8 protein-coding genes are annotated in these 13,835 nt (G+C 48.8%); 6 read left to right on the plus strand and 2 right to left on the minus strand.

All coding sequences use genetic code 11. The features are described from left to right. Positions 1 to 59 precede the first annotated feature (59 nt). The gene (locus tag ACO08K_RS00320; RefSeq protein WP_421794385.1) at positions 60 to 1,262 is read left to right on the plus strand and encodes a M20 metallopeptidase family protein; all 1,203 of its coding nucleotides are present in this window, start codon (positions 60 to 62) and stop codon (positions 1,260 to 1,262) included. Positions 1,263 to 1,468: 206 nt separating this feature from the next. Here the strand turns inward: ACO08K_RS00320 and ACO08K_RS00325 are convergent, their stop codons facing one another. Then, on the minus strand, positions 1,469 to 3,970 hold the full coding sequence (locus ACO08K_RS00325) for a serine hydrolase (RefSeq protein WP_421794386.1): 2,502 nt from the start codon (positions 3,968 to 3,970) through the stop codon (positions 1,469 to 1,471). A gap of 162 nt (positions 3,971 to 4,132) precedes the next feature. Here ACO08K_RS00325 and ACO08K_RS00330 point away from each other — a divergent pair, with 162 nt between their 5' ends. After that, the gene (locus ACO08K_RS00330; RefSeq protein WP_421794387.1) at positions 4,133 to 5,626 is read left to right on the plus strand and encodes a CRTAC1 family protein; all 1,494 of its coding nucleotides are present in this window, start codon (positions 4,133 to 4,135) and stop codon (positions 5,624 to 5,626) included. Here ACO08K_RS00330 and ACO08K_RS00335 read toward each other — a convergent pair. Then, positions 5,613 to 6,530: a TIGR01777 family oxidoreductase gene (locus ACO08K_RS00335; protein WP_421794388.1), complete on the minus strand. Its 918-nt coding sequence runs from the start codon at positions 6,528 to 6,530 to the stop codon at positions 5,613 to 5,615. The two genes, ACO08K_RS00330 and ACO08K_RS00335, sit on opposite strands and share 14 nt — an antisense overlap. A 187-nt stretch (positions 6,531 to 6,717) precedes the next feature. On the opposite strand from ACO08K_RS00335, the gene ACO08K_RS00340 reads away from it, so the two are divergent. The 4 genes from ACO08K_RS00340 (at position 6,718) to ACO08K_RS00355 (ending at position 13,663) form a co-directional block, all read left to right on the plus strand. Beyond that, on the plus strand, positions 6,718 to 8,442 hold the full coding sequence (locus ACO08K_RS00340; RefSeq protein ID WP_421794389.1) for an ABC transporter substrate-binding protein: 1,725 nt from the start codon (positions 6,718 to 6,720) through the stop codon (positions 8,440 to 8,442). A 5-nt stretch (positions 8,443 to 8,447) separates the two neighbouring features. Further along, positions 8,448 to 9,884: an ABC transporter permease gene (locus ACO08K_RS00345; protein WP_421794390.1), complete on the plus strand. Its 1,437-nt coding sequence runs from the start codon at positions 8,448 to 8,450 to the stop codon at positions 9,882 to 9,884. Beyond that, complete coding sequence (locus tag ACO08K_RS00350) at positions 9,881 to 11,140, plus strand: ABC transporter permease (protein ID WP_421794391.1); 1,260 nt, start codon at positions 9,881 to 9,883, stop codon at positions 11,138 to 11,140. The genes ACO08K_RS00345 and ACO08K_RS00350 overlap by 4 nt, the downstream gene beginning before the upstream one ends. A 138-nt stretch (positions 11,141 to 11,278) precedes the next feature. After that, positions 11,279 to 13,663, plus strand: a complete 2,385-nt coding sequence (locus ACO08K_RS00355; protein WP_421794392.1) for an outer membrane beta-barrel protein — start codon at positions 11,279 to 11,281, stop codon at positions 13,661 to 13,663. Positions 13,664 to 13,835 lie beyond the last annotated feature (172 nt).

Here is a 13,835-nt window from a genome sequence, read left to right on the forward strand (position 1 = left end):
AACTTTATTTCGTTTCCGTTCCTCAGACCGTATCTTTGCGGCGGAAAAGAGTAGACACCATGACACTGAAGGACAAAATTCAACAACTCGCCCAGGCTTATCACCCTGAAACTGTGGCCTTGCGGCGACACATCCACCAAAATCCCGAGCTTTCTTTTGAAGAACACGAAACCGGAAAATACGTAGCTGCCCAATTGCAAGAATGGGGCATCCAGCATCAAGTAGGTGTGGCAGGCACGGGAGTAGTGGCTTTAATTGAAGGCAAAAATCCTGGCAAAAATACTGTGGCTTTGCGCGCCGACATGGACGCCTTACCCATCATTGAAGCCAATGAGGTGCCATATAAATCCCAAAATCCGGGAGTGATGCACGCCTGTGGCCACGATGTCCACACCGCTTCCCTCCTCGGTGCTGCAAAAATTTTGCAGGAAACCCGTCAGGATTGGGAAGGAACCGTAAAGCTCATCTTTCAACCCGCCGAAGAACGCCTGCCCGGCGGAGCTTCGTTGATGATCAAGGAAGGAGTTTTGCAAAATCCCAGTCCCACTGCGATTGTTGGCCAACACGTGCATCCCCCCTTGGCGGCCGGAAAAGTGGGGTTTCGCCCAGGTCGTTACATGGGTTCTTGTGACGAGTTGTACATCACCATCACGGGGAAAGGGGGGCACGGAGCCATGCCTCAAGACTGCATTGACCCCATTCTGCTGGCAGCCCACATGATCACGGCCCTACAACAAATCGTCAGCCGCAACAACGACCCAACCATGCCGACTGTGTTGACTTTTGGAAAATTCAACTCTACGGGTGGGGCCACCAACATCATCCCTAAAGAAGTGAAAATTGAAGGTACCTTCCGCACCATGAACGAAACCTGGCGCAAGGAAGCCCACCGCCGCATGAAATACATGGCCGAACACCTTATTGAAGGGATGGGTGGAAAAATTGATTTTTTCATCGATGTGGGTTATCCCTGTTTGCTCAATGATGAAGCGCTGACTTTGCGCATGCGTGAATCTGCCGAGGATTATTTGGGCGTAGAAAATGTGGTCGATCTTCCGGTACGCCTCACCGCCGAAGATTTTTCCTACTACTCACAGGAAATGCCAGCTTGTTTTTATCGATTGGGAACGGGCAATGTGGAGCGGGGCATCACCTCTCCGGTGCATTCGGATACTTTTGACATTGATGAGGAGGCTTTGAAAGTGGGGGCTGGATTGATGGCCTGGCTGGCGGTACAGGAGTTGGAATCAACGGGAAACTAGCTTTCGCAGAAAACCCCGAAGGGGTGATATGATTATAGAAAATGCATTGCGCGAAATGTTTTCAAAGAGAGAAACCCCGAAGGGGTGGCATTATGTAATGCTGAAAATAATGCCACCCCTTCGGGGTTTCTCTAAAAAAAATCGTTCTTTCCTTTCTCTTTTCTATAATCATTTCACCCCTTCGGGGTTTTCGGATCGAATTAAATCTATTTCCTTAACAACTGCCCGGGGAATGCTTTGGTACTTTTTCCACCAGTAAAAACCAACTTCCCATTCACCCATACCCGTTCAATACCTGTCGATAAAGCAGTGGGATTTTGAAAAGTAGCATTGTCCTGCACCGTTTTGGGGTCAAACAATACCAGATCGGCAAAATAACCCGGAGCAATCAACCCTCGTCCCTGCAACCCGAGATGCTCCGCCGAAAGACCCGTCATTTTGTGGATGGCTTCCTCCAGGCCCAGGGCTTTTTTCTCCCGCACATAACGCGCCAACACCCGCGTAAACGCACCATGCCCCCGTGGATGGCTGCGGTGAGTTCCATCCGAACACACATTGGTATGCGGCCAGCGCAATAAGTTGATCACATCCTGATCGGCCATTGAGGCACCGATGATGGATTCAGTTTGATCGGTACGTTCCGCCTCAGCGACCAGGTACATCAAGGTTTTGGCTACTGCTTCGCCGCGCATTTGGGCAATGGCGCTCAGGGTTTTGCCCGCATAGGCTGGTTGTGCGCCAAAACGGGAGACAATGCTGCGGGTAGGGTCGATCAATTGAGTGACTGCAAATTCGGCGCTAGCCAGGTTATCGAAGTCTTTTTTGGGAAACAAAACCCGCAAGGTCGATTGCCAATGCTCATAAGGGTAAACATCCGCTGTGATGTCGATGCCTTCAGCCCGTGCAGCTTGCAGGCGAGCCAGCAATTGAGGGGCTTGCCCCCACTTGCTTTTGAGGGCAATTTTAAAATGGGAAATCTGTACTGGCAACTTGGCCTCCCGCCCAATCTGAATGATTTCATCGAGGGCATCGTCCAAATGAATGTCTTCACTGCGGATATGGCTCATGTAGCGCCCCCCAGCTGCTGCTGCCACTTTGGCCAAAGTGATCACCTCATCGCGATTGGAATAAAAACCTTCCTCGTATTCCAGGCCAGAGCACAAACCCAGGGCGCCTGCTTTTAACTCTGCGGCCAATAATTCCTTCATTTTTTCCACTTCCGCTGTAGTAGCTGGCCGCCGAAAACTGCTCAGGCCCATAGCCCGCAAACGCAGGGTACTGTGCCCGGCATAAGAAGCCAGGTTCACGGCGATCGGCCGGCGTTGGAGCCAGAAAGCCAAACTGTCCATAGGTTCTGATTCGCCATCCTGACCAGAAACTATGGTGGTGATGCCTTGACTGACCACAGCCAGCATGTCCGGTTTATCGGCCATTGCTCCGGCATGGTGGCTGTGGGTATCGATAAAACCAGGAGCCAGGACTTTCCCCAGGCCATCGATAACCTTTTCGCCAGTTAGAGGACTCAATGCACCAATATCCTGAATGCGGTTGTTGAGTACGCGCACCGCTCCAAAACGGGCGGCGCTCCCTGTGCCATCCACAATTTGCACATTGCGAATGAGCATCGAACTGGGAAAAGCAAAAGTTTTGCCTTCTGACCAGGCCCGGAGGATTTGGTGTACAAAACCCTGACCGGAATTGTCCAGGGCAATCAAGGTCGTTTTTTGCTCCAAATTCCTAACGATCAAAGTGCGAAACCCGACCCAACTGCCCGTATGGCTCAACTCCCGGCCTTCTTTGCCAATACCCCAGCCGAAGCCATAGGGGTAAGTGCTGCCATCGTTCAATTTGACGGGAGTAAACGCTTCATCCAGGGTGCTTTTTTTCACCAATTTTTCCGTGTACAAGGCTTGTTCCCAGCGCAGCAAATCTTCCGCTGAGCTGTAAACATTGCCATCGCCCACTACCCCATCGATGCTGATGAGGTCATCCGGAAGCCATTTTCCGCCTTCCCGGCGCATGCCCATTACGCGTTGAGCGGGAGCAGCAGGGCCTTTGAAGTGGTAGACAAAAGTGTGGCTAAGGCCCAATGGGCGAGCAATCCGTTCAGCAAAAAACTGGGCGAAGGGTTTTCCTGAGGCCTTTTCTATCACCGAAGCCAGGAGCACATAGCCTGTGTTGCAATAAGACCATTTGCTACCGGGCTCAAACTCCAGGGCGGGTTTGTGTCGCGCCAACAATTGTAAAAGGTCTTCATTGGTCAGGGTATCCAGCAGGGTGAGCTGGCGTTGAGCCAGGTCAAAATACTCGGGCAGGCCGGAAGTATGGGTCAAAAGCTGTCGGACGTTGATGTTGGGATAAGGGAAGCTCGGCAGGTATTTTTGCACCGGATCATCATACTGTAGTTTATTTTCTTCCTTGAGCAGCATGGCACTCATGGCCACAAATTGCTTGGATACTGAGGCGAGGTTAAAGGAGGATTGGGTACTCAAAAGGGTTTTGCCACTTGCGTCATTTTGCCCAAAAGCTTTTTTATACAGCACCTGACCTTCCTGTGCCACGAGCACCGCGCCATTGAACAACTGGAGTTGATGCAAGGCAGTTAAGGCCGAATCCAGGCGGATGGGGTTGGGTTTGTTTTGACCGTAGCTCAAGTTGAGATAGAGCAAACAAAAGAGCAGCAGTCTGATTTTCAGCAGTTTTTCCATAATGTTGATGCAATGGTCTGATTTGATCCTAAAATTGAGGAAAATAGCCCATATTTCTGTACATCGGCTTACCAAGTGTATTTTTTTTCCTGAAAAAGCAAGTCAGCCAAGCATCTTTGTTTTTGTTTCGCCCTCCTTGTTAAAACACTCAAAACCTGATTGATGAAACCAACGCTTACCTTCTTGTGCTGGCTCAGCCTACTGCCTTTTTTGCCAGCCCAACAATTTATTCAAGTAAAAACTGGCCCGCTGGTAACCAAACCCGGCGATAGCCGCAGCATCAACCTTGTAGACGTCAATGGTGATGGGCTGGATGATGTGTTCATCTCCAAAGGCTTAAAAGGTGGGCAGAACAATGACCTTTACCTCAACCTCGGCAAGGGCAATTTTAAAGCCATCACCTCCGACTCCATCACCCTCGACATGAGTCCTTCCGATGGTGCCACCTTTGCCGATACCGATAACGACGGCGACCTCGACGCCTACGTCACCACCTGGTACCGCCGCCCCAACCTTTTTTACACCAATGATGGCAAAGGAAATTTCACGCACCAGGGCCAGGGCATTACCGGTCAAATGGGCACCTATTCCGAAACTGCCGCCTTTGGGGACTACGACAATGATGGACTCGTTGACATCTACATCACCAACAGCGCCGGGGACAAACGGAACCTGCTCTACCGCAATACCGGCAACAATACCTTCGAACGCATCCAACTCGATTGGCTCAGCGAAGCCCTGCCCAGCCGCTCCGCCAATTGGGCAGACTACGACAACGATGGGGATTTGGATCTTTTTGTGGCCAATGAAGAAGCGAATTACAATAGTCTTTTCAAAAACCAGGGCAAGGGGCATTTTGAAAAAATCGCCAATGACCCAGTGGTACGCGATACTTTTAGCTCTGTTACCGCCAGTTGGGGCGACATGAACAACGATGGGTTTCTGGACTTGTTCGTGGGCAATGCTGGGTTCATGAAGCCTCAGAACAACCAGCTTTTTCTCAACAATGGCAAAGGTGGTTTTACTTTGGCGCCTACTGGGCCCATCCAAACTGATGGGGGTTGTAGCTTCGGCAGCGCCTTTGCCGATTACGACAATGATGGTGACCTGGATTTGTTTGTCAGCAATGGGTATTGCGCTGGAGAAATTGTGAACTTTTTGTACCGCAACCAAGGGGATGGGACCTTTGAACGCGACCTGAAAAGCCTACCCAATTTTAGTACCCCCTGTTCTTTTGGCACCGCCTGGAGCGACCTGAACAATGATGGGTTTCAGGATTTGGTGATCTCTACCTGCAAAAACGGCCAAAGCGACCCTGAGCCCAATAACCTGCTGTTTATGAATCAGGGGAATAAAAATACCTGGGTGGAAATTCGTTTATCGGGAACCAAATCCAATCGTGCGGCCATCGGGGCAAAACTGCGGGTAAAAAGTACCATCAATGGCAAGTCAGTCTGGCAACTGCGCGAAATTTCAGCTCAAACTGGTTATGCCGGGCAAAACAGCCTCACGGCACATTTCGGGTTAGCCAGTGCCAAACAAGTGGATGAATTGGTCGTGGAATGGCCCAGTGGTGCCAAGCAGCAGTTCAAAAAAGTGAAAGCAGGCAAACGGTATCAGCTTAAGGAAAATGGGAAACTGGTCATTTGGCCTTAGCGCCCTTTAATTCACGCAAAGCCCCTTCCAACTGTGGGTATTCAAAATCAAATCCTTCCTTCTGAATTTTAGCGGATGAGGCCCTTACCCCGGTGAGGATGGCATCCGCCAATTCACCCAACACCAAGCGTAGCCCGAAGGTAGGGGCAGGGATATTGATGGCCCTGGGAGCAAATATTTTTGACGCCGTTTTGATCAATTCCCGGTTGCGTACCGGATTGGGGGCTACCCCATTGAAAAAGCCCTGCATGTCTTCATCTTGGAGCGCAAACATAAACATCCGGCAAAGGTCGTCGATATGGATCCAGGGGTACCAGGTTTGGCCGGTGCCAAAATAAGGAGCCGCGCCCAATTTCATGGGTTCGAGCAGTTTGGGCAAGGCACCACCCTTGGTAGAAAGCACAATGCCAACTCGTAACCCAACTACCCGCAAACCCGTTTCGCCCAAGCTGCGAATGGAGGCTTCCCAGGCAATACAACTTTCGGGCAAAAAACCTTTGCCGGGTGCAGCATCTTCATTGACCCATTGTTCGGAAGGGTTGTCGCCGTAATACCCCACCGCTGCGCTCGAAATAAAGGCTTTGGGTTTTTCAGGCATCGCCAGGATTTGGCGTTTGAGCAATTGGTTGCTTTTTACCCGACTATCGATGATGAGGCGTTTGCGCACTTGCGTCCAGGGTTTGTCGGCTACGCCTGCTCCAGCGAGGTTGATGATGTAGTCGATATTTTCGAGGGCTTTGGCATCGATCGTGCCTTTGTCTACGTCCCAGGCATAGGTTGGATAAAGCGCATCTACGCGGGGATTCCGGCTGAGTTGCCTCACCTCAAAACCCTGCTCGCTCAGCAATTTGCTCAATTGGGTGCCAATTAAACCTGTACCTCCAGCAATTAATACACTACGCATCCTGTTTATTTTTTATCCACAAAATACAACAGCTAAACTCGGGATAATTTTTTTTCCGTTGCATAATGTTTAATTTTGAGCAAATAAGCTCACAAAGTTAATGAAGCTTATTTGTAACACCAGATTTAATCAGTCGTTCATTGGTGTAGTAAAATTTTGAAACCTTTAATCCAAAGTAATGCGTTACATGAACATCTCCAAAACCGTTCTTTTTAGCCTGGTCGTCGTGCTTTGCACAGCGTCTTTTTGTGTCAAAACTGTAGACTACAAGCGTACCGGAAACGCTGTAGTTGTACGCATGGAAAGTGATGCCGATCGTTTGAATACCATTTTGACCCAAACCAATTATGGGCGCATCCCATCCGATCTGGCCCACTTGAATCTGATGACCTACAATGATTCCCTTGAGCTGGTGCCTTATCTGGTCAAAGCCCAGCCCATCATCAAAGATTTACCGAATAACGCGGTGAGTTATACTTTTGAAATCCTGGATGAAGCCGTGTGGGATGATGGCAAACCTGTAACTGGCAAGGATTATTTGTTTACCCTCAAAACCATCCTTAACCCCAAAGTGGAAGCCGTAATCGGACCTTTTGTGGAAGAAATCAAGGATGTACAAATCGACCCAAAAAATCCGAAACGTTTTACTGTGGTGATGAGCCCCAAAACCATCTATTCACTGGAATACGCGACCAACTCCTTTTCGGTCATTCCCGAGCACATCCTGGACCCCAAAGGTTTGATGAAAGACATACCTTTTAACGAATTAAGCAATCCTGCAAAAGCTGAGGCTTTATCAAGCAACCCTAAAGTAGTTGAATTTGCCGAATTGTTCAGCTCTCAACCTTATTCCAATGACCCCAAATACCTGGTTGGTTGTGGCCCATACCGCATCGAATCCTGGACTCCCGGTGAAAAAATTGTCCTCAAGAAGAAAAAAGACTGGTGGGGCGACAAAATCGTCAAAACCCATCCCCTACTTACAGCATATCCCGATGAAATCACTTTCAAACTCATCGTTGATCCTGCTGCTACAACAGCTGCACTTAAAAACGAAGAAATTGACGCCACCAACCGGCTTACGCCTGAGGACTTTTTGGATTTGCAAAGAAACGAAGCAGTCAGTGAACGCTACAATTTCCTCAGTCCCACCACAATGACTTATTTTTGTATTGCGACCAACATGCGCAATCCTAAACTGGCAGATAAGCGGGTACGCAAAGCCATTGCACACATATTGGATGTAGATGAGCTGATTAATGAGCTGTATTTGGGTTTTGGAGAAAGAGTTTGTAGCCCAGTGCCGCTCAACTCCCCAGATTACAATAAAAACCTGAAGCCAATTCCTTTTGACCTCAACAAAGCCAGAGCCTTATTGGCTGAAGCTGGTTGGAAAGACAGCAATAAAAACGGCATTGTCGACAAAGTAATCGATGGTAAAGTCACCGAGCTGAGTTTGTCCTATTTTTATGCCTCAGGTAGAGAAACTGCGCAGCAAATGGCGCTGTTGTTTCAGGACAATGGGAAAAAAGTAGGAATTGACATCATCCCAAAGGCCTTGCCTGGGCCAGAATTAATTGGAAATTGGTCAAGTCATAACTTTGAGTTGCTGAGTGCCGGGAGAAGTTTAGCCCCCATCTGGTCTCCCGAACAAAACTGGCGGACCGATTCGGACAACCGCAGTGGTTTTGGCAATGCTGAAACCGACGCCTTGATCGATCAGATTCCGGTTACTTTTGACGCCAAAAAGCGCCGGGCGATGTATCATCGTTTGCAAGAAATGATTTTTGAGGAACAAGCGGAAATTTTCTTGTTTACCCTCAAAGAATGTATCGCCATTCACAAACGATTTGAGGCTGAAGCCATAGAAAGCACTCCAGGTTATGCTCCTGCTGATTTCAAACTGAAATAGAATCAATGCTTCGTTATTTTCTCAAACGTCTTCTGCTGTTCGCCCCTACGCTGCTATTAGCGCTGGTACTCACTTTCGGTCTCAGCCGACTAGTGCCTGGTGATCCTGTGGAAGAAGCCAACGCGGAAGAGTTTGAGCAATCTACCCAGAGTGAGGCAGAACGACTTCGGATGTACCGGAGTCGTTCTGCGCGAATGGGCCTGGACAAACCGGTTTTTTATTGTGCCTTCCAACCCGCAGCCTATCCTGATACCTTACACAAAATCCCTTTTCGGAATCGTCGGGAAGTATTGATCAAACTGCTGAAGCAAAACGGCAATTGGCCGGCGGTTGAAGCGTATTACGAGTCTTTAGGTGAGTTAAAAAAAGTGCTTCAGCGGATGCCCGTCCAATGGAATTCCGAGGCCCGTAGCAACCTGGGGCAGGTGATCAACACCTTGCAATTCAGCAATGATCTGAGCGTCGCTCAATTGCACCTGGATAAAATGGCAGCGTTGATTCCCCAGGATTCAATGCTTCAACAGACCACTTATCCTGCCTACCAGCAATTGCGAAAATCTTTTGATTATTTGATGGCTCATCCTCAAAAAGCCAAATTGTATCGACCAGCCCTGGTTTGGCAAGGTTTTGACAATCAATTCCACCACACTTTTTTGGGTTACTTGCAAGGGAATCTCGGTCAGTCCTATGAGGATGGCAAACCCGTAAGTGCCAAGATTAGGCGCGCCTTGAGTTGGACTTTATTGATCAATATTTTTGCGGTGCCTATTGCTTATTTGTTGGCGATTTTCATTGGGGTAAGAATGGCCATTCACAAAGGGTCGAAATTTGATCGACGGGCCAATACCCTTTTGTTTGGTTTATATGCCATGCCTTCCTTTTGGGTTGCGCTGGTGCTTTTGGTGGTTTTTTCCAACCCCGATTGGGGCATGAATTTTATCAGAATAACGGGCATGATGGACCTGGATGAAAACTCATCCTGGGGCACCTGGATCAGCGTCAGCTTCCGGCAATTAATCATTCCGATCCTATGTTTGATTTATCCGGCCATGACTGTGCTGACGCGGCAAATGCGCAGTGCCATGATCCTGGCGCTCAATCAGGATTTTGTGCGCACTGCCCGAGCCAAAGGGGTAAGCGAAAAAGAAGTGATTTGGAAACACGCTTTTCCCAACGCTGCTTTTCCCTTGATCACCTCATTTGGTTCCCTATTGCCCGAGATGGTAGCTGGCTCAATTTTGGTTGAATCCATTTTTAACGTCCCTGGCATGGGCAATTTGTTGATTTTCGCAATGGGATCGCAAGACTGGCCAGTGGTATTTGGCATCATGTTGCTGGGCACCTTATTGAGTATAGTAGGCTTATTACTGGTCGACCTGGCTTACGCCTGGCTCGACCCCCGGGTTCGTTTTGATCGCAGCAATCTATCCACATCGGCATGAAAAAAAGGCAGGGCATCAACAGTTATTGGAGGAATGTATGGCAGCGTTTTCGGGCGCGCAGCGCGGGTAGGTTGGCTTTGCGCAGCCTGGTGGTTTTTGTCGTCATTGCCCTGAGTAGTCCTTTTGTTGCCAATGAACGGCCCTGGTACATCAAAGTGGAAGGAAAAAGTTATTCACCCCTGCTCCAGGGAATATGGGTAGATCTGGGTCTTGCCAAATGGCCTGAAGTACTTTTTCCTACTGAAGATTGGGCGGAAAAAACCAATGAGGGAATTGCATTTACTCTAATTCCTTACTCACCCGGTTCCATCGACCACAAAAACCTCAATGCCCGGGGACCTTTTGAACGGCAAAGGCTCGAATCCTGGCGCTTCCGGCACTGGATGGGCACCGATAAAACTGGCCGAGATGTTGCAGCCGGGATGTTGCATGGAACCAGAATGGCGCTTTGGTTGGGTTCCATTATGGTGGGAATTGCCATCTCGATGGGTTTGTTTTTGGGTGGTATTGCGGGGTATTTTGGCGACCAGGGCTTGATTGTTCCCAAGTCCAGGGTTTGGGCCATTCTGTTGTTTTTGCCTTTTTTGTTCTTTTATCTGGCCTATCTGCCTGGTGTTGCAGAGGCTGCTTCCGCTTGGACACGTGGCTTTCAACCATTGATCTATCTTGTTTTATATCTGATTTTGGTATTTCTTTTGGATCGTCTATTGCATTTAGGCCTGCCAAAGTTGGGGAGCTATGTGGTTCCGCTCGATACCCTGCTGATGCGTTTGCTCGAAGTTGTAGATGCCATTCCCAGCATTATTCTGGTATTGGCGCTCATTGCCACCTTGCAGCAGCCGACCACTACCTACATGATGGTGGTGGTGGGCATTGTGAGTAGTGCTTCAGTAGCGCGTTTTGTACGGGCAGAATTTTTGAAGGTTCGTCAACAAACCTATATGGAAGCGGGCCGGGCATTGGGTTTTACCCACCTGCGTTTGTTGTTTCGCCATGCTTTGCCCAATGCGCTGGGGCCACTGTTGGTTCTGCTTTCCTTTAGCATGGCTACTGCCATTGTCACCGAGTCGACCTTGTCCATTCTGGGCATTGGTGCGCCCGACCGGGTAACCTGGGGTTCCATTTTGGGGGAGCTGCGGGGGCAGCATCAAATTGAATGGTGGCTGGCACTTTTTCCTGGCTTGGCCATTTTTTTTACCGTACTCACCTTTAAATATTTGAGCGAAGGTTTGAGCGAGGCCTTGGGAGAAAAATAGTTTTGCACCAATTGAACGTCCCATCTTTTCAAGTGTACCACAAAAAAAATCAATAATTTTTTTCTCAACGTAGGGGTAATTTATTTCCCCCTACATCTACTAATTATTCATTCACATTTTTTTCATCACCTGACTGTTATGAAACTTCTAATCACCTTAGGAAGCATGGCATTGTTTTGCCTATCGCTTCAGGCCCAAGCTAACCTGAATGGTAAAATTCAAGATGAAAATCGCCAGGCCATCCCTTATGCCAACGTCTTGCTGCTCGAAATCAAAGACTCCAGTTTGGTAAAAGGTGCCATTACTGCAGATGATGGTAGCTTTGAATTCAGTGCAGTTCCTACCGGAAAATCTTACCTGCTGCGCGTAGTTATGTTGGGATTTGAAGACCACTTCCAAAGTATCCCTGATTTTAAGGAAAACCTCAATATTCCGACCATTTCGCTGCACAATCAGGCTCAAACCCTGGCTACTGCCGAGGTTACCGCCCGCAAACCTTTTTTGGAACAAAAAGCGGGAACCCTCATCGTCAATGTAGCCAATAGCATCACCGGTGCCAGTGGTAGCGCTTTGGATGTGCTGCGCAAAGTGCCCGGCATGATTGTGGTCAATGACCGCATCAGTTTGGCAGGCCAAACGGGCTTGACCATCCTCATCGACGGTCGCCCTACACAATACATGGACATGCAAAGCCTGTTGAAGGACATGCCCTCGGCCAACATCGACCGCATTGAAGTGATCAGCCAACCAGGTGCACGTTTTGATGCGCAAGGAACCGGGGCTGTACTCAACATCATCCTGAAACGCAACATGAAACTGGGCCTCAATGGTACCGCTACGTTAGGTGCGGGCAAAGGTAAGTTTTGGAAATACCGCGCTTCGGGTACCATGAACTTCCGCAACGAAAAGTTCAATTTCACCAATTCCCTGGCCTTCAGCCACCGCACCTGGTACGAACAATTGGATCTGGAGCGGGTAGTAGGCACAGAGTTGTACAAACAAAGCAATTTTCAACCCGGCTTGCCTTATTCTTTGAACATCAAATCGGGTGTGGATTATTACATCAGTAAAAATCAAACAGCAGGTGTATCGGTAAATGCCTTGGGCAGTACCAACGAGGTGGTGAACGAAAGTACCACCTCCATTTTACCTGATCCCCTGCAAAAAGCCCGCGCTGAAATCCTGACCTCCAATGAAACCGATCGCCGAACTGGTTTTGTCAACCTGGATGCCTATTACGAATTCAAACTGGACACCAGTGGTCAAAAACTCAATGCAGATTTTAGCATCAACCGCTACGGTCGCAACGTCAGCAACATCTTGCGTACGGAGGTGATCAGTGGCGAAGACAACTATGCTGATCGTCAGCAAAAACAACCTGGTAATACCGAAATCGAGGCCTATCGTCTGGACTATACCAAACCTTTTAGCAAAAAATTCCAAATCGAATTGGGGCTAAAGTATAGCCATGCAATCGTAGATAACGACCTCCAAGCCAGCATTTTTAGTGACAACAATTGGGTAAATGACCCCTCGTTCAGCAACCACTTCGTTTTTACGGAAAAAATTGCCGCGGCTTATGTGTCCTCCAATTTCACCTTGGGTAAAATTGAAGGTCAGGCCGGTCTGCGTTATGAGAACTCTCAATCCACGGGTTATTCAGTGACTTTGGATAGTACTCAACAACGGCGGATTGCGCGTTTTTTTCCCAGCTTGAGTTTGTCTGCGCCGCTGGGAGACAAATTGGGTTGGTCGGCAGCCTACAGCAATCGCATCAATCGCCCTGGCTATGGGTCCTTGAATCCATTTGTCCAGTTCCTTGATCCTTACACCTACCGAAAAGGCAACCCTTTCCTAAGGCCCGAGATCACCGACTCGTACAAGATGTCTTTGACCTACGACAAACAACCTTTTTTCAACCTGGAATATACCCGTACCAAGGATGTGATTCAGATGGTAACGCAGCAAGACGATGCCACCGGGGTGGGTTTTGGGATAGACGACAACCTGGCTACTTTTGAACGCTACGGTGGTAGTTTGTTCTTCCCCCTGGAGTTTGTGAAAAACTTGTCCGGTTATGGGGGCGTAATGGTGTTTTACAACCGCTATGAGTCCGAAGTTTTTGACGAACAATTCAACCAGGGCCGCTGGAATACCGTGGCTTTTTTGAATGCCACCTACACCTTGCCCAAAGACTGGAAATTTGAAATGAATGGCTGGTACTCTGGCCCTGGGATCGAAGGCATTCAAATTGCCGAGCACTTGTATGGGGTGAGTTTTGGGGTGCAGAAAAAAATCATGAAAGGCAAGGGCAACCTCAACCTAGCCCTCGATGATATGTTGTTCCGATATTGGCATGGCCGGATTGATCATGCTACTTTTGAGGCCAACATTGTGTCTTCCTGGGAAACGCGGATTGCGAATCTGAGTTTTACCTACAATTTTGGGAATCAATACTTGAACAAGGGTGCCCGAAGAAGAAGTGGAGCTTCGGAGGAACAGAGCCGGGTGGGGGAAAAGTAATCGTAGGGGCAGCCCTCGGTGGCTGCCCTAGCCTAAATTTTATCCGAGCAAAGCGACAAAAATTACATTCAAGCAATTGTCCCAAATGAACCGACCAGCGGCAGCGCCGCGCAACGTCGATAGGTAAGGCAACGAAGGTGGATTTTTAAGGTGCGTAGCACCGAAACCATTA

This window comes from Haliscomenobacter sp., assembly GCF_965225875.1.
Lineage (GTDB): Bacteria > Bacteroidota > Bacteroidia > Chitinophagales > Saprospiraceae > Haliscomenobacter.

What these genes read in the sequence shown, in the direction of transcription:
- ACO08K_RS00355 (WP_421794392.1), top strand. Translation starts at nt 11,279, where the DNA reads ATGAAACTTCTAATCACCTTAGGAAGCATGGCATTGTTTTGCCTATCG.
- ACO08K_RS00350 (WP_421794391.1), top strand. Translation starts at nt 9,881, where the DNA reads ATGAAAAAAAGGCAGGGCATCAACAGTTATTGGAGGAATGTATGGCAG.
- ACO08K_RS00330 (WP_421794387.1), top strand. Translation starts at nt 4,133, where the DNA reads ATGAAACCAACGCTTACCTTCTTGTGCTGGCTCAGCCTACTGCCTTTT.
- ACO08K_RS00340 (WP_421794389.1), top strand. Translation starts at nt 6,718, where the DNA reads ATGAACATCTCCAAAACCGTTCTTTTTAGCCTGGTCGTCGTGCTTTGC.
- ACO08K_RS00335 (WP_421794388.1), bottom strand. Translation starts at nt 6,530, where the DNA reads ATGCGTAGTGTATTAATTGCTGGAGGTACAGGTTTAATTGGCACCCAA.
- ACO08K_RS00325 (WP_421794386.1), bottom strand. Translation starts at nt 3,970, where the DNA reads ATGGAAAAACTGCTGAAAATCAGACTGCTGCTCTTTTGTTTGCTCTAT.
- ACO08K_RS00345 (WP_421794390.1), top strand. Translation starts at nt 8,448, where the DNA reads ATGCTTCGTTATTTTCTCAAACGTCTTCTGCTGTTCGCCCCTACGCTG.
- ACO08K_RS00320 (WP_421794385.1), top strand. Translation starts at nt 60, where the DNA reads ATGACACTGAAGGACAAAATTCAACAACTCGCCCAGGCTTATCACCCT.